The organism is Pokkaliibacter plantistimulans, assembly GCF_003194385.1.
Taxonomy (GTDB): Bacteria; Pseudomonadota; Gammaproteobacteria; order Pseudomonadales; family Balneatricaceae; genus Pokkaliibacter; species Pokkaliibacter plantistimulans.
Genome location: NZ_LAPT01000042.1, coordinates 24,444 through 43,587 on the forward strand (window position 1 = coordinate 24,444; position 19,144 = coordinate 43,587).

The 19,144-nt window shown below is 58.3% G+C and carries 17 protein-coding genes; 1 reads left to right on the forward strand and 16 read right to left on the reverse strand.

Features of this window, described 5'->3' with window-relative positions; genetic code table 11:
- The first annotated feature begins 61 nt into the window (after positions 1 to 61).
- Positions 62 to 2,119: a phenylacetic acid degradation bifunctional protein PaaZ gene (gene paaZ, locus WH50_RS10125; protein WP_110187187.1), complete on the forward strand. Its 2,058-nt coding sequence runs from the start codon at positions 62 to 64 to the stop codon at positions 2,117 to 2,119.
- Between the two features lie 155 nt (positions 2,120 to 2,274).
- On the opposite strand, the gene WH50_RS10130 is transcribed toward paaZ, so the two are convergent.
- The 16 genes from WH50_RS10130 to acuI all read right to left on the reverse strand — a co-directional run bounded on the left by WH50_RS10130 (position 2,275) and on the right by acuI (position 18,923).
- Positions 2,275 to 2,775: a hypothetical protein gene (locus WH50_RS10130; RefSeq protein ID WP_207780251.1), complete on the reverse strand. Its 501-nt coding sequence runs from the start codon at positions 2,773 to 2,775 to the stop codon at positions 2,275 to 2,277.
- A gap of 19 nt (positions 2,776 to 2,794) precedes the next feature.
- Positions 2,795 to 3,523, reverse strand: a complete 729-nt coding sequence (locus WH50_RS10135; RefSeq protein WP_243410062.1) for a VIT1/CCC1 transporter family protein — start codon at positions 3,521 to 3,523, stop codon at positions 2,795 to 2,797.
- 172 nt (positions 3,524 to 3,695) lie between these two features.
- Entirely contained in the window at positions 3,696 to 5,165 is a 1,470-nt protein-coding gene (locus tag WH50_RS10140; protein ID WP_165838379.1) for a GGDEF domain-containing protein, read from the reverse strand.
- Between the two features lie 185 nt (positions 5,166 to 5,350).
- Positions 5,351 to 7,342 (reverse strand): methyl-accepting chemotaxis protein, encoded by a 1,992-nt coding sequence (locus tag WH50_RS10145; protein ID WP_110187189.1) that lies wholly within the window; start codon positions 7,340 to 7,342, stop codon positions 5,351 to 5,353.
- 427 nt (positions 7,343 to 7,769) lie between these two features.
- Positions 7,770 to 9,320, reverse strand: a complete 1,551-nt coding sequence (locus tag WH50_RS10150) for an alkaline phosphatase family protein (protein ID WP_110187190.1) — start codon at positions 9,318 to 9,320, stop codon at positions 7,770 to 7,772.
- A gap of 44 nt (positions 9,321 to 9,364) precedes the next feature.
- Positions 9,365 to 9,757, reverse strand: a complete 393-nt coding sequence (locus WH50_RS10155) for a hypothetical protein (protein WP_110187191.1) — start codon at positions 9,755 to 9,757, stop codon at positions 9,365 to 9,367.
- Between the two features lie 150 nt (positions 9,758 to 9,907).
- On the reverse strand, positions 9,908 to 10,378 hold the full coding sequence (locus WH50_RS10160; protein ID WP_110187192.1) for a GFA family protein: 471 nt from the start codon (positions 10,376 to 10,378) through the stop codon (positions 9,908 to 9,910).
- Positions 10,379 to 10,496: 118 nt separating this feature from the next.
- On the reverse strand, positions 10,497 to 10,922 hold the full coding sequence (locus WH50_RS10165) for a DUF1294 domain-containing protein (RefSeq protein WP_110187193.1): 426 nt from the start codon (positions 10,920 to 10,922) through the stop codon (positions 10,497 to 10,499).
- Positions 10,923 to 11,152: 230 nt separating this feature from the next.
- Complete coding sequence (locus WH50_RS10170; protein ID WP_133251296.1) at positions 11,153 to 11,650, reverse strand: DUF4124 domain-containing protein; 498 nt, start codon at positions 11,648 to 11,650, stop codon at positions 11,153 to 11,155.
- A gap of 151 nt (positions 11,651 to 11,801) precedes the next feature.
- On the reverse strand, positions 11,802 to 12,632 hold the full coding sequence (locus WH50_RS10175) for a phosphodiesterase (protein ID WP_110187195.1): 831 nt from the start codon (positions 12,630 to 12,632) through the stop codon (positions 11,802 to 11,804).
- Positions 12,629 to 13,774 carry an ABC transporter ATP-binding protein gene (locus WH50_RS10180; protein ID WP_110187196.1) on the reverse strand — a complete coding sequence of 382 codons (1,146 nt, stop codon included), beginning with the start codon at positions 13,772 to 13,774 and terminating at the stop codon, positions 12,629 to 12,631. The genes WH50_RS10175 and WH50_RS10180 overlap by 4 nt, the downstream gene beginning before the upstream one ends.
- Before the next feature lie 25 nt (positions 13,775 to 13,799).
- On the reverse strand, positions 13,800 to 14,633 hold the full coding sequence (locus WH50_RS10185) for an ABC transporter permease (RefSeq protein WP_243410064.1): 834 nt from the start codon (positions 14,631 to 14,633) through the stop codon (positions 13,800 to 13,802).
- 2 nt (positions 14,634 to 14,635) lie between these two features.
- Positions 14,636 to 15,529: an ABC transporter permease gene (locus tag WH50_RS10190; RefSeq protein WP_110187197.1), complete on the reverse strand. Its 894-nt coding sequence runs from the start codon at positions 15,527 to 15,529 to the stop codon at positions 14,636 to 14,638.
- Positions 15,529 to 16,548: an ABC transporter substrate-binding protein gene (locus WH50_RS10195; RefSeq protein WP_110187198.1), complete on the reverse strand. Its 1,020-nt coding sequence runs from the start codon at positions 16,546 to 16,548 to the stop codon at positions 15,529 to 15,531. Before WH50_RS10195 ends, WH50_RS10190 begins: the two co-directional genes overlap by 1 nt.
- A 28-nt stretch (positions 16,549 to 16,576) precedes the next feature.
- Positions 16,577 to 17,608: a substrate-binding domain-containing protein gene (locus WH50_RS10200; RefSeq protein ID WP_110187199.1), complete on the reverse strand. Its 1,032-nt coding sequence runs from the start codon at positions 17,606 to 17,608 to the stop codon at positions 16,577 to 16,579.
- A 331-nt stretch (positions 17,609 to 17,939) separates the two neighbouring features.
- Positions 17,940 to 18,923, reverse strand: coding sequence for an acrylyl-CoA reductase (NADPH) (gene acuI / locus WH50_RS10205; protein ID WP_110187200.1), 984 nt, complete (start codon positions 18,921 to 18,923; stop codon positions 17,940 to 17,942).
- Between the last annotated feature and the right edge of the window lie 221 nt (positions 18,924 to 19,144).

The window sequence follows — 19,144 nt, forward strand, 5'->3', positions numbered from 1 at the left end:
ACAAGAACAATTCAGGGGCCTGCTGCTCACCCGGCTTGGCCCTGCAGACAGAGTCAGCAGCATGAAAATCAAAAGCTATGTATGCGGCCAGTGGGTCGAAGGACAGGACAGCGGCGCGGAACTGTTCCATGCCGTTAACGGTGAGCTGATTGGCAGCGTCACCAGCAAAGGGATCGATTTTAAAGCCGTGGCCGATTATGGCCGCAGCAAAGGCGGGCCAGCACTGCGTGCGCTGACCTTCCACGATCGCGCCAACCGCCTGAAGGCGCTGGCTCAGCATCTGATGAGCAAAAAAGATGAGTTTTATCGCATCTCCGCGCTGACCGGTGCAACCAGGGTAGACAGCTGGATCGACATCGAAGGCGGTGCCGGCACGCTGTTTACCTACTCCAGCCTGGTACGTCGCGAGCTGCCCAATGAAACCTTCGTGGTCGAAGGTAACAGCGAACGCCTGTCAGCCAAGGGCACCTTTGTGGGCCGCCATATTCTGGTGCCGAAAGAAGGGGTGGCGGTACACATCAATGCCTTCAACTTCCCCTGCTGGGGCATGCTGGAAAAGATCGCTCCGAGTCTGGCTGCCGGTGTCCCGGTTATCGTCAAACCGGCCAGTGCCACCTGCTACCTGACAGAAGCCATGGTGCGGGAAATTATCGCTTCCGGGCTGTTCCCCGAAGGTGCCATCCAGCTGGTGTGCGGCAGTACCGGCGACTTGCTGGATCATCTGATGGAACAGGATGTGGTCACCTTTACCGGCTCTGCCGCCACGGGTCAGAAACTGCGCAGCCATCCCAATATCCTTGCCCGCTCGATCCCCTTCACCATGGAAGCGGATTCCCTCAACTGCAGCATTCTCGGTGCAGGCGTAGAGCCCGGCAGTGCCGAGTTCGATCTGTTCATCAAGGAAGTTGCCAACGAGATGTCGGTCAAGGCTGGCCAGAAATGTACCGCCATTCGCCGCGCTATTGTTCCCCGTCAGCGTGCTGATGCTGTGGCCGAAGCCCTCAAGGCACGACTGGCCAAGGTGGTCCTCGGTGACCCGGCCGTCGAAGGGGTGCGTATGGGGCCGCTGGTCAACCGTGATCAGGTCGATGATGTCTGGGCCAAACTGGAGCAACTCAAAGGCGCCGCAGAAGTGATTTACGGTGGTCAGCGCCAGTTCGCAGTGACCGGGGCCAGTGCCGAGAGCGGCGCATTCTTCCCCAGCACCCTGCTGTATTGTGACCAGCCGCTGCAGACCGACATCCCTCACTCGGTTGAAGCCTTCGGCCCGGTATCGACGCTGATGGCCTATGACGATATCGAGCAGGCCATTGCCATCGCCAAAATGGGCCGCGGCAGTCTGGCAGGCTCACTGGTGACCGCTGACAATCTGGAAGCCAGAAAGGTCATCCTCGGCACCGCGGCCTATCACGGTCGCCTGCTGGTGCTGAACACCGAGTGCGCCAGAGAATCGACCGGCCACGGCTCACCCTTGCCGACACTGGTCCATGGCGGCCCCGGCCGCGCCGGTGGTGGTGAAGAGCTGGGCGGCCTGCGGGCAGTCAAACATTACATGCAGCGCACCGCCATTCAGGGCAGCCCCACCACCCTGACCGCGATTACCAACGAGTTCCACCCCGGTTCCGAGCAGATCAAAACCCAGGTGCATCCGTTCCGCCGCTATTTCGATGAGCTGCAGATCGGCGAGACGCTGATCACCCATCGCCGCACCGTCACCGAGGCCGACATCGTCAACTTCGGCTGCCTGTCCGGTGATCACTTCTACGCTCACTTCGATGAGCTGGCAGCAAAGGATTCGCTGTTCGGCAAGCGTGTCGCCCATGGCTACTTTGTCATCTCGGCGGCGGCCGGTCTGTTTGTCGAGCCGTCCCCCGGTCCAGTACTGGCCAACTACGGGATGGAAAACCTGCGTTTTGTCAGCCCCGTGGGTATCGGCGACACCATTCAGGCCCGCCTCACCTGCAAGCAGAAAATCCGCAAGGACAAACGCCCCGATGAACAGCGCGCGACAGGCGTGGTGGTGTGGGATGTGGAAGTCACCAACCAGCACAACGAGCCGGTGGCGCTGTATTCCATCCTGACGCTGGTGGAGCGCAAGGACGACGAAGCAGCAGCGTAATCGCTGCCATCGTCAGTGAGTTGCTGCCAGTGCAGATAAAGCGCTACTGCCAGCGCAGATGACAAGGGAGGCTCAACGCCTCCCTTGTCATATCGGTGATCTGCTCTCTGTTTTACTGCTCTCTGTCTTACCGGGAGCAAAGCACGCTGTCATGGTTACTGCGGTTTAGCATCGGCACCGTGATCATCCAGCTGGGCCTTGAACCAGTCATGAATGGCCTCCACCAGCTTGGGATCGTCACTGCTGTATGTAATCTGTGCACCGGCCGGCAGGCGTTCGTACTGAATACGGATGCGGGTCGAGCCCTCCTCCATGGTTTTTAACCCCGGCATGTCCTCACCGTGCAGGCGGGTGGGATCAGCAAAATTCCCCTGCTGAAACTGCACCGACTCATACAGCAGGTGATTCTGAATCAGGGCAACCTGTTCTTTATCCTCCGAACTTTGCGCCAGCACCTTCTGCACGCCACCCGTATCATTGGTGGTAAAGATGTGCGAGGTCTTGTCCAGACTGAAGGGCATCACTTCATGGCCCATCTGATGCACCATGTCCTGCCGGGTGGTATCTGCCGGCATATCATCCGCGTGTGCCCACAGTGATGCCGCCGTGCCGATCACACCCGCCAGCCCGATGGTCAGGAAACGTATTGCACTCATGTGTCTTTCTCCTTTTTCCCTATCCCGTCGTAACACCAAAAAGCGCGCCTACAGCGGTGGTCATCGCCATCGCCAGCGCGCCCCAGAAGGCCACCCGAAACGCTGCCACCCCGACCGGTGCGCCACCGGCTCTGGCAGCCAGTGCGCCCGATACGGCGAGGCAGACCAGCGCTACCAGCGCCACGCTCCATAACAATGCGCTGGCAGGCACTAATGCCACGACCAGAAGCGGCAACACCGCCCCCAGCGAAAAGGTCAGCGCCGAGGTCAGTGCCGCCTGCACCGGCCGGGCAGTCGCGGTCTCGGTAATCCCCAGCTCGTCGCGGGCATGAGCGCCAAGCGCATCATGGGTCATCAGCTGCTCTGCCACCTGTCTGGCCAGAGGCCGCTCCAGCCCCCGCTTAACGTAGATATTGGTCAGCTCGATCAGCTCGTGCTCCGGGTCATCCTCCAACTCCTGCCGCTCGACCTCAAGGTCGGCCTGCTCGGTGTCAGACTGGGAGCTGACCGACACGTATTCTCCGGCAGCCATCGACATCGCCCCGGCCACCAGCCCTGCCAGTCCGGCCAGCAAAATGCTGCGCGTGCTGGCCTCAGCCGCCGCTACGCCCATCACCAGACTGGCGGTAGAAACGATGCCATCGTTCGCGCCCAGCACGGCAGCACGCAGCCAGCCGATACGTTGCGAGCGATGATGTTCGGTATGGTGTTTTTTGACGTTGTGGCGGGTACGTATGTTTTCCTTCACAAACACGACTTCCTCAATGAGCAGCGCTGCCTTGGCAGCTGAAGAGTGCTTAACCGCACTTACCGATTTATGGGTTGCAGGGCGGTTCAGCGCAAGGAGGGACAGCGCTACCCCTGCTCTACCTCAGCCTGCCCTCAGCCTGCGTTTTATCGCAACAGCTCAGAGCACGTTCTTAGCTTTTAGCCGCCGCTGGCACCTGCACATCCTGAATCTGCACCTGATTGCGCCCACGGTTTTTGGCCAGATAAAGCGCCTCATCGGCCCGCACCAGAAGACGTTCCCGCTCGATGCGCTGTTTAGCAGGCAGATACCCCACGCCAATACTGACCGTGGCTTTGAGCAGTTTGCCATCCACTCCGGCAAAGCGATGGGCCGCCACCATGGACCGCAGCCGCTCGGCAACGGACAAGGCCCCTTCACGGCTGATCCCCGGCAACATGACTGCAAACTCCTCGCCACCCAACCGTCCGAACAGATCGCCTTTGCGTAACTGGCCATCCACCAGCCGGGCAAACTCGATCAGCACCAGATCGCCACTGCGATGGCCAAAGTGATCATTGATGTACTTGAAATGATCCAGATCCATCATCAGCACCGCCACAGGCTTGCCCGCTGCGATGCACTCCTTCAGGGCATGGCCAGCGCGATGTTCAAACGTCGCTCGTGACAGCGCATCAGTCAGGTAATCGTGATTGACCGCATGATCGAGCTGTATCACCAGCTTGTTGCGGGCAGCATTGATACAGGCCACCGTCAGCGGCCCCAGTGCCAGCATGGTCAGGCCCAGCCGCAGCGATACGGTGTCATCAATAAAGTTGGCGTGAGCAAACACCGGCAACAGATTTCTCGCCAGTGCCAGGCTGATGATAGTGGCGAAGATCAGCGTCACCAGCATGGTGGAGAACAGGCTGTAACTCAGGGCACACCAGAGCAATGCCGGGACCGGCAGGGCAATGGCGCCGGAACCACCCACCGCCATCATCACCCCCAGTGACAATGCCAGACTGAACAACGGCGCCAGTCGCAACCAGTCCAGCTCAACCCGGCGCATGGCAAAGGCTTGCTGAAACCACTGGGCAATACGACGAAGCGGAAAGGTCAGGATGACCGGCAGGATGGTGATGTAGTTGACCATTTCCGCACTGAACCAGTAAGCCAGCCCGACCCAGATGTTGCGGTCAAACAAGACGATACTGGCACCACAGCCGACCAGCGCACTGGCCAGCGCACCGCAGAAGCAGAAGACAAACAGGTGCAGCACCGCCAGCGGGCTTTGCAGAGTGCGGTCAACACTATGGAAATGGCTGTACAGCCAGCAAGCCATGGCGACGCCGGCCAGATTGGCGGCAGTCAACCACAGGGTGATCAGCCATTTACCGCCCGTCAGTAAGTCGGCCAGCACCAGTGCTATAAAGGCCGCCAGCCAGCACCAGCCACTGGTCAGTCTGGGGGTCCGCAGCAACATCCCCAGCAGCAGGGCATTGGCAGGCCATATAGAGGCGAGAAAGCCAACCGGACGGGACAGAATCCCGATCAGCGCGGCAGCGAAGATCACGCCACCGACAATCAGAGCCCGGCGCAGCACCCGCGACCAGGGCGCCGCCCAGAGTTCAGAATGCCAGCCGAATCTGTCAGCACTCATGCTGTTTCCCCCTGTGTGGGGCATGAGCTTTAATTGCAGTTCATAAGTGCCGTAATTGACAGCTGTAACAGCAGCCACGGCGCCATAGGGGCAAAAGCCGTCAGTATTTCTCCAGCCCCTGCAGGCTGATCAGAGTGCAGAAACAAAAAGAGCGCCACCGGGGCGCTCTCCTGTCAGTCCATAGATCAGACCCGGAAGGCGGCAATCATGCCCTGCAACTCACGGGTCATACGTGCCACTTCGGTACTCAGAGTTGCGGTACTACTGGCCTGCTCGGCCGTTACTTCACTGGCTTTCTTGATTTCCACCGTACTCTGCTCAACGCCTTCCACCACACTGGCCTGCTGTTCGGCTGCCGAGGCGATCTGGGTGTTGTGATCAACGATGAACTCCATATTGGAAGTGATCTGCTGGAAGATCGTCGCCGTCTTCTCGACCTCCTCCACTGTTGCCGAAGCGCTGCGATGGCTGGTCTCAATGGTGCTGACCGCATTGCTGACCTGACGCTGCAGGCGGGCAATGATGGTATCAATCTCACCGGTCAGCTCATGGGAGCGCTGTGCCAGACTGCGCACTTCATCCGCAACTACCGCAAAGCCACGGCCCTGCTCCCCGGCGCGAGCCGCTTCGATGGCGGCATTCAAGGCCAGCAGGTTGGTCTGCTCAGCGACGCTCTTGATTACATCCAGCACCTTGGAAATGCTGCCGCTTTCCTGCTCCACTGAAGAGATGGCGTTGCGCGAAGCATCCATATGGCCAAACAGCTGATTGATACCGGCCACCGCCTGATTGACCTGCACCAGCCCCTGCTCGCACTCGGCACCGATCTGACTGGCTTTGCCCGAGGCGGTATGGGTGTTGCGGCTGACTTCGTGAACACTGGCGACCAGCTCACTCATGGAGGTGGCAATCTGGTCCAGCTCGACCGTCTGCATCGCCACGCTTTCGCTACTGGACTGCGCATTTTCGTTCACGGTCGTGGCTTTGACGGTGGTCGATTCAGAAATGTTGGCCACTTCGGTGATCAGGGAGCGCATCTTGATCTGCATCTGATTGAAGTCGTTCGACAGTTCACCCAGCTCGTCGCTGGCGTCAGTGCGGATGTCCTGACTCAGATCCCCTTCCGACACACGACGGGTACCGGTGCGGATGGTCTTGATGGCGCCATGCACTGACACATAGAAACCGGCGAACAGATAGACAATCAGCAGCACCATCACCACCTGAATCGAAGACCAGGCAATCAGTGCCGCACGTTTATTCTGCAAGCGCTGATCAAGAATGCCGGACACTTCATCCAGCAACTGCTGACGGCCGTTCTCCAGCGCCGCCGTCGCCTGATCATACCCCTCAAAATGTGACCGCCATTGGGCCGGTGCCTTGTCATCGTAGGAGAAACTGCCAGTGGCATATTTGGTGATTACTGCCGTCTGGAAGCGGCCCAGAATAGCCTTGCTGGAATCAATAATGGCCTGCTGCATCGGCTGATCGGCAGCCGTGCCTTCGGTGATCGCTTTCAGCTCATTGACCAGATTGAACACGCCGGGTTTGGAGGCTGACTCAAGAAAACCATAGGCGACAATATAGGCGTTGTAGGTACGCGCTTTGGACAGGGTGACATAGGCCGGTATCAGCGAGTTGAGCATGAAGTCGACATCGTTATACAGCCTGTCGTTTTCGTCCTTGCTCAGGTGCGCCCGGCTGGCCACCGACTTGATAATCTCTCGCAGATGCTCAGGTTGGGTGAAGTTGCTGACGTAGAGGGTATCGACGGGAACACTGGTGCTGCTACCCTGCTCTGTCCCTTTGCTGTCCTTATCGATGGCCAGACCTGCATAACGGCTGCCATTCACCGCGCTGTTGTATTGCGCCACGCTGGCGTCGTAACGCTGCTGGTAGTCTTTGACGGCAGAGGTGACATCCTCTTCATTGCGCGCCATGGAAACCACTTTGGCGCCAGCCAGCTTCTGTGACGCTTCGAACACATCCAGCAAGCGGGTGATGACCCCCAGACCTTCCTGCTCCGAGCGGGCGTTTTGCATGTCCTTGTACAGGCTGCTGAGCTTGTCAACGGACAGCCAGCAGAACGGCAGCATAAATACCAGGAAAATGATCAGAAATTTGTACGCATAGCGCGTACGGTTCATTAAATAGAGCACAGGCCGCAGCAAAAACATTCCATCCCCTGGGCAGATATCTGCAAGTTATGGTTTAGCTGTATCAAAAAGATACGTTGGGTATTGGTGCCCGAATATACCTATTGAGCCAAAACAAATAAACCTGCAATAAAAAGGGAAATTTAACGCCTGCGACCTGAACTCTCCAGATCACACCCCTTGCACCAGATCAGAACCAAAAACCGCCTATAAATCAGCCTTATGCACAAGCATGATGCACCTGCAGCGCTCCACACAGCATGGCAGCCTTTTACAGACGAAACACAAAACACAAATATAAACACCGATATAAACAGAGCACCTATTCCAATTCAAAATCGGGGCTTTATTCAAAAGCCGCAATTACCAGCAGCAATATTCCTTAACCACAGCACAGGAATTGCCAGCAATAGAATTGAATTAAGGAAATGCAGTGAATAACCCACCGTTAACACGGTGGGTTGATGACACCCTGACGGGTCAGCAGGGTATTGGCCAGCACCCGGTCCGCTCTGGCCATGCGCCGCGATAGCATGCGTTGCGCCATCTGCAGCAGGATAGGCAGATACTGCGGGTCATCGGCAAGGTTATGAAATTCACCAGGGTCATCGAGCAGATCGAATAGCAGAGGTGGCATCGCTGTGAAGTGGACGTACTTGTAGCGTTCACTGCGCAGTACCGCGAGGGTGCAATCGTTGCTGTTCAGCCCCAGCCGCTGCTCGGCCTGCTGGGTGTGGGGGTCACGAAAATCGTATTCCCAGAACACCTCACTGCGCCAGTGTGCAGGGTCAGCGCCGTGCAACCAGGGCAGCAGCGACTCACCATCACAACTGGCGGGTATGGGCAGCCCGAGCCAGTCCAGCATGGTCGGCATCAGATCCACCGCCTCGGTAAGCGCTGATAGCTGCTTACCCCGCGCGCCGCTGCATTCCGGTGCCCGGATGATCAGCGGAATATGGTAACTGGCATCGAAATAACCGCCCTTACCCCACAGATAGTGATCCCCCAGCTGCTCACCATGATCGACGGTAAAGATGATCAGGGTGCTGTCGTATTCCCCGGTTTCGCGCAGATAGTCAAACAGTCGCCCCAGATGCAGGTCGACCTCGGTAATCAGGCCATAGTACGTGGCGCGCATCTGCTGGAGTTCCGCCTCCGGCAACGACACCACGTTGTGCTGATGGCCAAAGTAGTAGCCCGGTCGCTGCTGCACATCGAGCCAGTAATCAAGGAAGGGATGCTGGGCTTTGGCCTCCGCCAGTGACGATTCCCGCTGCGGTAATGCCACCTGCTCTGCCGCGTAAAGGCGATTGAAAGGCTCTGGCGCATACAGCGGAGGATGAGGCCGCAGGAAGACACCATGAATAAACCAGCCCTGACCGCGATGGGCCTGCATGTGCTGGAGGATACGATCAGCGGTGTAGGCCGTATCCGAATCCTCAGCCCGGTACAGAGTCGGCGCGTAGCAGTGCCCTTTCCCGGCTGGCAGCTCAGCCGTAGGGTCTGCAAAGTAGGTCTGTGCCGGATGCCATGGCAGGGTGTAACCCTTGCTGCGCAGCTGGTTGATCCAGGGCAGGCAGATTTCATCGTCATACCTGAAGCCTTCACGAAACCCCGGCAGTAAGCCGCCATAATCACGCAACGCCGGATCACCCGCCGCCACGGTGCGCGGATCGACACTGGTATCGGTATAGCCATACAGAATCGGATCAAAACCACCCTTGCGTACTTCCCGCGCGATATTGGTGTGGCGGTTATCGAGCGGCGTGCCGTTAAGAATGGAGCGATGATTCATCGCATACATGCCGGTCAGCAAGCTGGCACGACTGGGGCCACAGGGCGCCGCCTGAGTGAAGTGGTTACGAAACAGTGTCCCCTCGGTTGCCAGCTGATCAAGGTGAGGGGTTTTCACCAGTGGATGGCCAACCGCAGACAGGCAGTCAGCCCGCCATTGATCCGCCGAGATAAAGAGCACGTTAGGTCGGGAAGAAGTGGCCATGGCTGATGTGTTCCGGTGACAACTCAGGTCGGATACGGGAGAGATCAGGGATTAGCGCAGAGGTATTGCCCTTTAGCGATCAGGATGCTGCGCACCCGCCGGTTATAGAGAGCGGTGTAGGCATTGAATTCCTCTTTTGCCTGCTGCTCGTCAGCGTCTTCGACGATGTCGAATCCCGCGTCGATGGGCGTCACCTTGTGCTTCTTACTGACACACCAGCGTTCCGCTTCAGTATCAAATCCACCGACATAACCTACATAGCCACTTTGCGCCTCGACATAGCTCCCTGCGGGAGCAAGCAGCGCCTTATCGGCTGCCTCTTCAGCAGGGGTCGCCATCCTGGCACGCAGCTCGTTAGCCAGCGCAGAAGCATGAACAGCGGATTGATACAGATACGCCAGTGTCAGCAGCGAGCTGACGAGTAATTTCCGTGACATGAAACCTCCTTGTATGAACAAACTCATGCTTTAACGCAGCCGATAAAGCAAAACGCGCAGAGAAGGCGGCATTTTGGATGCATTCGCACTCCGAAGGCTTTTACCACATCTTGTGGCCGTGGCCCCGCTGAGTGTGAACACGCTCTGACTTCAGCTAACCAGCCCAAGGCGTTCATGCCATTCGGCGATGCTTTCCTTGGGATAGCCATAGACACAGGTATCAGGCCCACGCACATCCACCTCGACCCATTCCGGCTTATAGGCCAGCATCAGGTGGGTACGCTCGGGGGGAATCGGCAGCTCGGTATCGATGGCCGATGCAAAGGGATGCACCAGTTCCGGCCAGCGCGGATCCCATACCCACAATGTGGTGGCGCAGTGCTTGCAAAAATGTCGCTCTGCGGGGCTGATTTCGCCGTCAATGATGGCATGGTAGACCGTGATATGTTCGCGCCCTTCCACCTTCAGTGATTCGGACTGTGCTCCCAGATTGATGGCATACCCCCCGCTGCCTGCGGTTTTGCGACACACAGAACAGTAACAGCGGTTAAAGGGGTAAGGATGAGGAGACTCCACTTCAAAATGCACAGCACCACAATGGCATGAGCCTTTCAGCAACATGGGGATTCTCCTGTATGAAAATTCATATTCCCAGCAAGTCTAGTCAGTCCTGTAAAACCTGCACGTTTATGCACAAGGTCAGTCTCCTTTCCTGCTGAACTCCCTCATGAATGGTCTGTCAGCGGATAAGCAGTTCCCATTCGGCCGGTAAAAAACCGTGTCGGCTTAGCAGTAGCAGGGCCAGCATATTGACCACCACCGTCAGCCAGAAGACCCATTGAAATGAGCCCTTGCTGGACTTATGCCGCAACCAGCGCTGGGCACAGAGTGCGCCCGGCCAACCGCCCAGCAAAGCCAGCAGATGCAGAGTACTTTCCTGAGTGCGCCATGCCTGCCGACGGGCAGCGCGTTTATCCCAGGCATACACCATGAAGGTGGCAAGACTCTGCAGCAGATAGCACAGCACCAGCCAGACCGGCAGCCGTCCGCTGGCAACCAGTGCCAGCAAAGCGCCGACAAACAGCCAGACAAAGACCGCGCTGGCGCGGCCAGAAGTGGAATGCAGCGGTTTACTTACCGCAGCGGAACGGGGTGAGCGGGCCATCGAAGGTCACCATGAAAAATACAGAGGGGAATATCTATTCCGTTTCGGCTGTGCTGACAAGTGCACACCCCGAATTGGCAATGACCCTTTCCCGATCCGGGAAAGCTTTCATGATCTGGCGAGAAAAGCCAGACAGGGCGAAAACAGCGGGGCGAGAGTGGAGATAAAGGAGAGGTGGATGCCATCTGGTCAGATGCCAGCGAGCCTCACTGGCATCCGCAAAGGCACTATTACTGGAAGGAGAACAGCACGCCATTCATGAACATGACTTCGTGAATGATCGCCCCGCTGCTATCTTCCCACTGCCAGTTTTCGACAATGTCGTCCGCCGTGGACAGCGTACTCTTGTTGGTCGGTTCACCCCAGGCTCTGGCGACCCAGTACGGCGTCATGCCATTTTCTACCCGATGACTGTCCGCCAGCCGCTTCATGTGCTGAGCCTGCGCCTCGAACGCATTAGGCAGCCCTCCCGCAGCAGGAGGATTGTTGGCCAGCTGATCATTCAGCTGCTCAATGACCGCATCATTCTGAGCGCTACCCGCTGAAGGCCCCGTTGCTGCCGACGCCATGTCGGGCGCAGGCTGGTCCTCCGGCTCAGACAGCTTCACACCGTCAGCACAGGCCTTATCGGTGAAGGTCTTGACCCCATCGACCATGCAGAAATAGATGTCAGCGTTGGCCACAGGCACGACACATAACGCCGCAACAACGAGTAGATACTTCGCCATTCTCTCGCTACCGAACCATTAAAAAGTGTTTCGGCATTTTACAGCTCGCCAACAAAGGCCGGAATAGCGCAGTACAGTTTTTATTCAAACCAACAGGTCAGGAATCTTCGATCAATCCACCGCGATAAAGCGCGCAGTCTGAGTGTTTCCCTCAGTCAATCAGCCCATGAGCATCAAAAAACGGATAGGGGCCTTCATACTCATCCAGCATGCCGGTATGGGTGATCAGCGCCTGCTCCTCTGTCCACCAGTGCAGCAGATAAGCCGGTGGCTCCATGACAAAGCGCGACGGTGCCTGCGGATCAATATCCAGCGCCACCTGATGTGAGGTGCCGGGGCAGCAGCACACCAGTGTACCGGCAAAACGCTGCTGAATGCTGCGATGCAGATGCCCGCACAGCACCCGCTCCACCTGCGGATGGCGACGGATCACTGTCGCCAGCTGCTCACTGTTGAAAAGACGCTGCACATCCATATGGCCGATACCGCTGATAAAGGGCGGATGATGCAACATCACCAGCGTGGGCTTAGTGGGCGCGGCTGCCAGCGTATTCTCCAGCCACGCCAGCCGCTGCGGGCACAGCTCGCCATGAGGCTGGCCGGGAACAGTGGAGTCCAGCCCGATCAGGCGCAGCGGGTAGTCATCAATAAACCACTGCAAAAACCTGTCCTGCTGATGCAAATAGCCATGCTCGGGAAAGGCGGCACGCAGCGCCTGACGTTCATCATGGTTACCCGCTATCAGGTAGAAAGGCATCTGCAGCGGTTGCAGGGCCTGTCGCAGAGTGGCGTACTCTTCCGCCCGGCCAAAATCCACCAGATCACCGGTGATGACCACGACATCCGGTCTGGGACACAGGCTGTTCAGGCGGGTGACGGCATGTTGCAAGGCCCGCAAGGTATCCACCCGCTTGTAAGACAGCTTGCCACCGGCCTTGATATGCAGATCGCTGATCTGGGCGACGATAAACTGACGGCTCATGTTGAACTCCCTGCGGCACTTTCTGCTTTCTCTCCGGCATGAGGCTGTGTCTGATTACCAGTGATGGCAAACAGCGCATCCGCCGGGACGGACAGACTGATCGCATCGCCGACCTGCCAGTGCTGCCGACTGCTGCTGTCGACCTGTAATGGCTCCGCTGCGCCGGTATCAACCAGCAGGCGTTGGCTCTGGCCGAGGAAGAAACGCTGGATCACCCTGCCCCGCACAGCCACCGGCTCGTCGTCAGTGCAAATCCGCACATCTTCCGGGCGGCAATACAGCAAGGAGGCGTCGCCCTGATAGTCAGACGGCAACCCCCCGCCCGTCACCTGCAAACTTCCCTGCCCCCGCCCAAGGATGGCAAAGCGATTGACCGTGCCGATAAAGTCCGCAACAAAGGCCGTTGCAGGCTGATGATAGATTTGCTGCGGTGTACCCAGCTGGGCAATACGCCCCTTCTCCATCACCGCGATGCGATCCCCCAGCGCCATGGCTTCGGCCTGATCATGAGTCACGTAGACGGCGGTAATACCCAGCTGACGCAACAGCTGGCCGATATCAATCCGCAGGCGATCACGCAGTTTGGCATCCAGCGCCGCCAGTGGCTCATCAAACAGCAGCACCCGTGGCTGCACCGCCATGGCACGGGCCAGCGCCACACGTTGTTTCTGCCCGCCGGACAGCTCATGAATAGCGCGCTGCTCCAGCCCCTGCAGATGGACCATGTCCACCATTTCGCCGGTACGCTGACGTATCACCTCAGCAGAATAACCACGAATCTTCAGACCGTAGCCGATGTTGGCGGCGACGTTCATGTTGGGGAACAGCGCGTAGTTCTGAAACACCATGCCCACATCGCGCTTCTCAATCGGCAGATGGGTGACCTGTTCATCACCAAACCACACTTCCCCTCCGGCATCAGGTTGCTCAAGGCCGCTGATAATGCGCAACGTGGTGGTCTTGCCACAGCCGGAGGGGCCAAGCAGCACCAGCGTTTCCCCCGGCTCGACAGCCAGATCCAGCGGATGCAGTGCGGTGTGCTGTCCCTGCCGCCCGGCAAAGGTACGGGCACACTGGCGCAGGCGAATACGCACAGGTTCGCGATGAGCGACCTGAGGCAAAGTAGCAAATGTCGACTTCATAAGGCTTTACTCAAACTCAACAACATTACTGCACGCTTCGGCTGGCACGCCGGGCAGCCCACTGGCCAAACCATTGGATCAGCGTCAGTAGTGGCAGAATCATCAGCAGGAAGATCAGGGTATAGGCCGAGCCAATTTCCAGCCGCATTGAGGCATAGCTGTCCGCCAGCCCGACCGGCAGGGTCTTGGTCAGCGGGGTATGCAGCATCCAGGTGATATTGAACTCGCCCACCGACAGGGTAATCACCATCAGGGCACCCGCCAGAATGCCGCTGGTGCAATTGGGCAGGATGACCGTGAAGAAGCGCTGAATAGCGCCGGCCCCGAGACTGGAGGCGGCCTCTTCCAGACGCACCACATCAATGGCCTGCATGACAGCCAGCACCGGACGAATCATGAAGGGCAGCGTAAACAGCACATGGCCGACCAGAATAAACAGCCAGCTGCCACGGAAACCATGAAACTGCCCATAGGCCAGCAACAGTGCCAGAGCCGTCGCCAGCCCGGGGATGGCGACCGGCATCAGCAGTAACTCTTCAATGATCGCAGCCCAGCGCTTGCGGCACTTGAGCAGACCGTAGGCCGCCGGGACGCCCAGCAGCAAGGTACAACCCAGACAGGCCAGTGCCAGATAGATGGATAGCCAGATGCTGTCGGCATACAGCCCCCACACCTCAGCAATCCAGCGGGTTGTGAGGCCACTACTCAGCCCAACAAGGTAGTTTTCGGTCAGACCGGCCAGCACAGACATCAGCACTGGCACAATCATGAAAGCGCAGACGGCCAGCGTAAAAATCAGCTGCAGGACAAAGCGCCAGTGCATAACGCCAGCACTGCGTACCGACAAGGATGTAGACATGCTTACGCCCCTCCGAGACTGGCATCTGCCGATAATCGCCGCGCCATCGCCAGCGCCAGCCAGGTCACCGCGCCCAGCAGCACAGACAATGCCGCGGACATGGCAAAGTTGGCGTAATTGGTAAATTCGCCGTAGATGGCCATCGGCACCACATTAATCCGGGTGCCCAGCGTAAAGGCCGTACCGAAAGCCCCCATGCTGGTAGCGAAGCAGATGGCGCCGGTTGAAATTAACGCCGGGCGAATGCCGGGAATCAGCACATCAGCAATCACCCGCCAGCTGTTGGCGCCCAGCGAGCGAGCCGCTTCTTCCAGACTGGTATCGAGCTTTTCGCAGGCCGCCATCACCGTCATGATCACGCGCGGAATGGAGAAATACAGATAACCGATAAACAACCCGGTGAGGGAATAGGCAAAGGTCCAGCGTTCGCTCGCCAGCAGCTGGCCAAGCTGTGCTGAGAGCCCCTGGCGCCCCCCCAGCATGATCACCAGAAAGCCAACCACGACACCGGGAAAGGCCAGCGGAAAGGTCAGCATCGACAGCAACAGACTGCGCCCGAAGAAATGATTACGTGCCAGAAAACAGCCACAGATGGCAGCGATCACCACTGCCAGCACCGCGACGGCCAAAGACAGCAGCACCGTCACCAGCAGGCTGAACAGATATTGCCGGTGAGTCAGCACGGCCCAGTAACCCGGCTCGCCGCTGCTACTGTCAGCACCGGCGCCCATCACCATCAGCTGTACAAAGGGCAGCAACCAGAACGCCAGAAAGAAAGCCAGCGCGGGTGCCAGCGCCCAGTGTGCCAGCCACTTACCATGATGACGCCGTGCTTGCGCGGAAGGGGCCGCCCGGCTGGCGGGCTGCCCTCCTGTCGTCAGTAACGACTGCGACATTACTGCACCTCAGCCAGATAGCGCGCAGAGAATGCCTTCTGCACATCCGCCATGTGGCCGTAGTCCACTGCGCTGGCACGGGCATAATCACTGTCCGGCAGGAAGTGTGACTGCGCTTCTTTAGAAATGGCGCTGGCACGTACCGGACGCAGGAAAGCATTGGCCCAGATCGCCTGCCCCTTGTCAGACAGCACGTAGTCGAGCACTTTCTTGCCTTCCGCACTATGAGGGCCGTTGTTCACCAAACTCATGACGTAAGGCACAACCACGGTCCCTTCCTGAGGAATAACGAAGGCAACGTTGGCGTGGTCTTTGTATTTGGCGCGGTAGGCGTTGAAGTCATAGTCCAGCAGGATGGGGATTTCGCCGGACATCATCCGTGCATAGGCCGTCTGCTTCGGCACAATCGGCTCGTTGACTGCCAGCTTTTTGAAATACTCGATAGCGGGCGTGAAGTCATCGAGGCTACCGCCTTTGGCCTGATTGACGGCCACTGCACCGACGTAACCCACGAAGGCGCTGGACGGATCCAGATAACCCACCATGCCTTTGTACTCTGGCTTAAGCAGGTCATCCCATGACTGCGGAATGGGCTTGCCGCCCAGCGCATCGACATTGACCGCAAACCCCAGCGTACCGCTGTGGATGGCAAACCAGTGTCCCGCCGGGTCTTTCAGACCTGCTGGAATCTCATCCCAATGGGCTGGCTGATACGCCGTGACGACATCAGCCTTTTGCGCCTGAATGCCGAACGTCACCCCGTAATAGACCACGTCAGCAACCGGATTACTCTTCTCCGCCACCAGCTGCGCCAGCGACTGGCCGGAGTTTTTGTTGTCCTGCGGTACGCTGATACCCAAATCCTGCTTGATAGCCTGCAGCTGCGTCCCCCAGTCCGCCCATTCTGGCGGGCAGTTGTAGCAGATCGCGGTGTCAGCCGCCTGAGCGGTGCCCATCATACCCAGGGTGGCCAGTAGCATCGGGGCGGCGAACTGGCGCAGCCAAGTGGACTTCTTCATAATGTCTCCTGCTTTCTGTTATCAGGTACTAGCGAGTACGGATGCGGTGAGCATCGGTGTCGGGCCGTTGCAGCGGCCCGGCACTCTCACCCGGTCTCAATCGATGAGGCAGTTTGCCAATATCAGGCTGCTCACCCCTCATCATGGCCAGCAGCACAGCAACCGCTTCACGGCCGATGGCCTCCCGCGGTTGCACCACCGAACAGAGCGACGGGAACAGCAGTTCGCCCAGCTCGATGCCATCAAATCCAATCACCGATATATCGTCAGGCACGGCATGGCCGTGGCGTTGCAGATCACTGATCAGGCTCAGCGCCAGCAGATCGTTGGAACACAGCAAGGCGGTCAGCCCCTCATTGCCCTGCATATGCGATTGCAGCAAAGGGAAGCTGGCGCGGGTGTGGGAAGCCATCTCAATGACCGGACGGGGCGTGATGCCGTGCTCGCGCAAGGCGGCGCAATAACCGTCGTACCGAAGCCGGGCCCGGTCAGACTGTGCCATCGGGCCTGCGACCATACCGATCTGCCGGTGCCCCAGCGCCAGCAGATACTGTGCGGCGTCGTACATGGCCAGCCGGTTATCGACACTGATCGCCTGCACATCCGGGTCGGTCGGCTGGTTGTACACCAGCACATAGGGCACGGACTCTCGCTGCAGCTTAGCCAGCACTTCGCTGTTTTCCGCATCCGCTACGGTCAGCACCAGACCATCAACGCGCTGGCACAGCATCTCCTCCACCAGTTGCAGTTCCTGACTGGCGTCATAGCCGGTAGTCGTTACCAGCAGTGCATACCCCTGCTGCCGGGCAGCCAGCTCCATCGCCAGCAGTTGCTCGGCAAATACCGGATTTCGGGGATCAGGCAGCAGCACTCCGATAATGCGGGTGGCCTGAGTACGCAACTGCTGAGCCAGGCGATTGGGACGAAAGGCCAGCTCCTCGGCCGCCGCCAGCACGCGCTGCAGGGTCGTTTTACGCACCAGTTCGGGCTGGGAAAATACTCTCGCCGCCGTCGCCCGGGACACGCCCGCTTTTTTCGCCACACTTAACAAATCCGTCATTACACGCTGCCGCTCAGTCACTTGCTCGTTTAGCAACCAAAATGAGATCGATCTCATTCAGTAGCAAAGTAACCACCGAGGATGACGAGCACGTGACAGTTTTGCGGCAAATTACGGACAGAGCTTAAAGAAGACACAGGCAAGGAGCTAGGCACGGTCGCCCCCACGACTAATCAGAGAGAAGTAATGCAGAAAGGAGCAATGTAGAGAGGAGATACGAAAAAGGGCAGGCAGTGAAAAGCCCTGCCCCGAGATAACGAAAAGCACCGTCACGCCCGGCTGCGAGTCATGGGTGCAAAAATAGAAAGTCAGGCGCTGATTCGCTCACGCTTCAGCGGTTTACATCCACCACCACACGACCACGCACCTGCCCATCCAGCAGTTGTCGGGCTGCAGGTATCGCTTCGGCCAGACCAATGGTCTGGGTAATCAACGCCAGTTGCTGCGGGTCGATCAGCTCCCCCAGTCGCTGCCAGGCTTCGATACGGTCAGACTTGGGCCGGGTCACACAGTTGATACCGCGCAGCGTCACACCACGCAGGATGAACGGCGCCACGCTGGCTGGAAAATCCATCCCCTGAGCCAGACCACAGGCGGCAACGATGCCTTCATTCGCGGTGGCAGCGCAGACATTGGCCAGCGTGTGGCTACCTACCGAATCTACTGCTGCCACCCAGCGTTCTTTGGCCAGAGGTCGGCCCGGCTCAGACAGGCTGCTGCGCTCGATGATCTCGGCCGCACCCAGCTGCTTCAGATACTCAGCCTCCTGTGGACGCCCAGTGGATACGGTAACGGTATAACCAAGCCTGGACAGAATACTCAGCGCAAAACTGCCTACTCCGCCATTAGCCCCGGTGACCAGTACAGAGCCCATCGACGGTGTAATACCGTGTTTCTCGATGGCCAGCACACAAAGCATGGCGGTATAACCAGCAGTGCCAATAGCCATGGTCTGCTCGGCAGTAAAAGCAGTGGGCAGCGGAATCAGCCAGTCTCCCTGCAAGCGCGCTTTCTGCGCCAGTCCACCCCAATGACTCTCACCGACTCCCCAGCCATTAAGCAGTACTTTATCCCCCACCTTGTAGTCAGCATGGTGGCTGTTTTCTATCGTCCCTACCAGATCGATACCCGGCACCATTGGAAAGCTACGCACGATGGGCGACGTCCCCGCGATGGCCAGTGCATCCTTGTAATTCAGGGTTGAATAGTCGACGGCCACGGTCACGTCCCCTGCCGGTAGCTGCTGGTCATCCAGCTGAGTCAGTTCGGTGCGATAACCCTGTTCGTCTTTGCTTATCAGCAGTGCCTTGAACATCTGAGGTTCTCCTTGGTTGGCGGGCCACCCTGACTAATGGGCGGCGACAAGTTATAGACTGATCGTCTATTAAATTTCACTAAAAACCCAGACACGATGTCTGGGCTATTTCACTTCAAAAGTGCTGACGCAATATCAGGACAGCGAGCAAGACTGAGCTGAGGCGCCGTACACCGATTAGTCGTACACGATTCAGCTGCGGTTTGTAGTGGTCAACTATT

What these genes read in the sequence shown, in the direction of transcription:
- WH50_RS10145 (WP_110187189.1), bottom strand. Translation starts at nt 7,342, where the DNA reads ATGTTTTTGCTGCGGCCTGTGCTCTATTTAATGAACCGTACGCGCTAT.
- WH50_RS10130 (WP_207780251.1), bottom strand. Translation starts at nt 2,775, where the DNA reads ATGAGTGCAATACGTTTCCTGACCATCGGGCTGGCGGGTGTGATCGGC.
- WH50_RS10155 (WP_110187191.1), bottom strand. Translation starts at nt 9,757, where the DNA reads ATGTCACGGAAATTACTCGTCAGCTCGCTGCTGACACTGGCGTATCTG.
- WH50_RS10190 (WP_110187197.1), bottom strand. Translation starts at nt 15,529, where the DNA reads ATGTCGCAGTCGTTACTGACGACAGGAGGGCAGCCCGCCAGCCGGGCG.
- WH50_RS10175 (WP_110187195.1), bottom strand. Translation starts at nt 12,632, where the DNA reads ATGAGCCGTCAGTTTATCGTCGCCCAGATCAGCGATCTGCATATCAAG.
- WH50_RS10160 (WP_110187192.1), bottom strand. Translation starts at nt 10,378, where the DNA reads ATGTTGCTGAAAGGCTCATGCCATTGTGGTGCTGTGCATTTTGAAGTG.
- WH50_RS10150 (WP_110187190.1), bottom strand. Translation starts at nt 9,320, where the DNA reads ATGGCCACTTCTTCCCGACCTAACGTGCTCTTTATCTCGGCGGATCAA.
- WH50_RS10195 (WP_110187198.1), bottom strand. Translation starts at nt 16,548, where the DNA reads ATGAAGAAGTCCACTTGGCTGCGCCAGTTCGCCGCCCCGATGCTACTG.
- acuI (WP_110187200.1), bottom strand. Translation starts at nt 18,923, where the DNA reads ATGTTCAAGGCACTGCTGATAAGCAAAGACGAACAGGGTTATCGCACC.
- WH50_RS10165 (WP_110187193.1), bottom strand. Translation starts at nt 10,922, where the DNA reads ATGGCCCGCTCACCCCGTTCCGCTGCGGTAAGTAAACCGCTGCATTCC.
- WH50_RS10185 (WP_243410064.1), bottom strand. Translation starts at nt 14,633, where the DNA reads ATGTCTACATCCTTGTCGGTACGCAGTGCTGGCGTTATGCACTGGCGC.
- WH50_RS10170 (WP_133251296.1), bottom strand. Translation starts at nt 11,650, where the DNA reads ATGGCGAAGTATCTACTCGTTGTTGCGGCGTTATGTGTCGTGCCTGTG.
- WH50_RS10200 (WP_110187199.1), bottom strand. Translation starts at nt 17,608, where the DNA reads ATGACGGATTTGTTAAGTGTGGCGAAAAAAGCGGGCGTGTCCCGGGCG.
- WH50_RS10140 (WP_165838379.1), bottom strand. Translation starts at nt 5,165, where the DNA reads ATGAGTGCTGACAGATTCGGCTGGCATTCTGAACTCTGGGCGGCGCCC.
- paaZ (WP_110187187.1), top strand. Translation starts at nt 62, where the DNA reads ATGAAAATCAAAAGCTATGTATGCGGCCAGTGGGTCGAAGGACAGGAC.
- WH50_RS10180 (WP_110187196.1), bottom strand. Translation starts at nt 13,774, where the DNA reads ATGAAGTCGACATTTGCTACTTTGCCTCAGGTCGCTCATCGCGAACCT.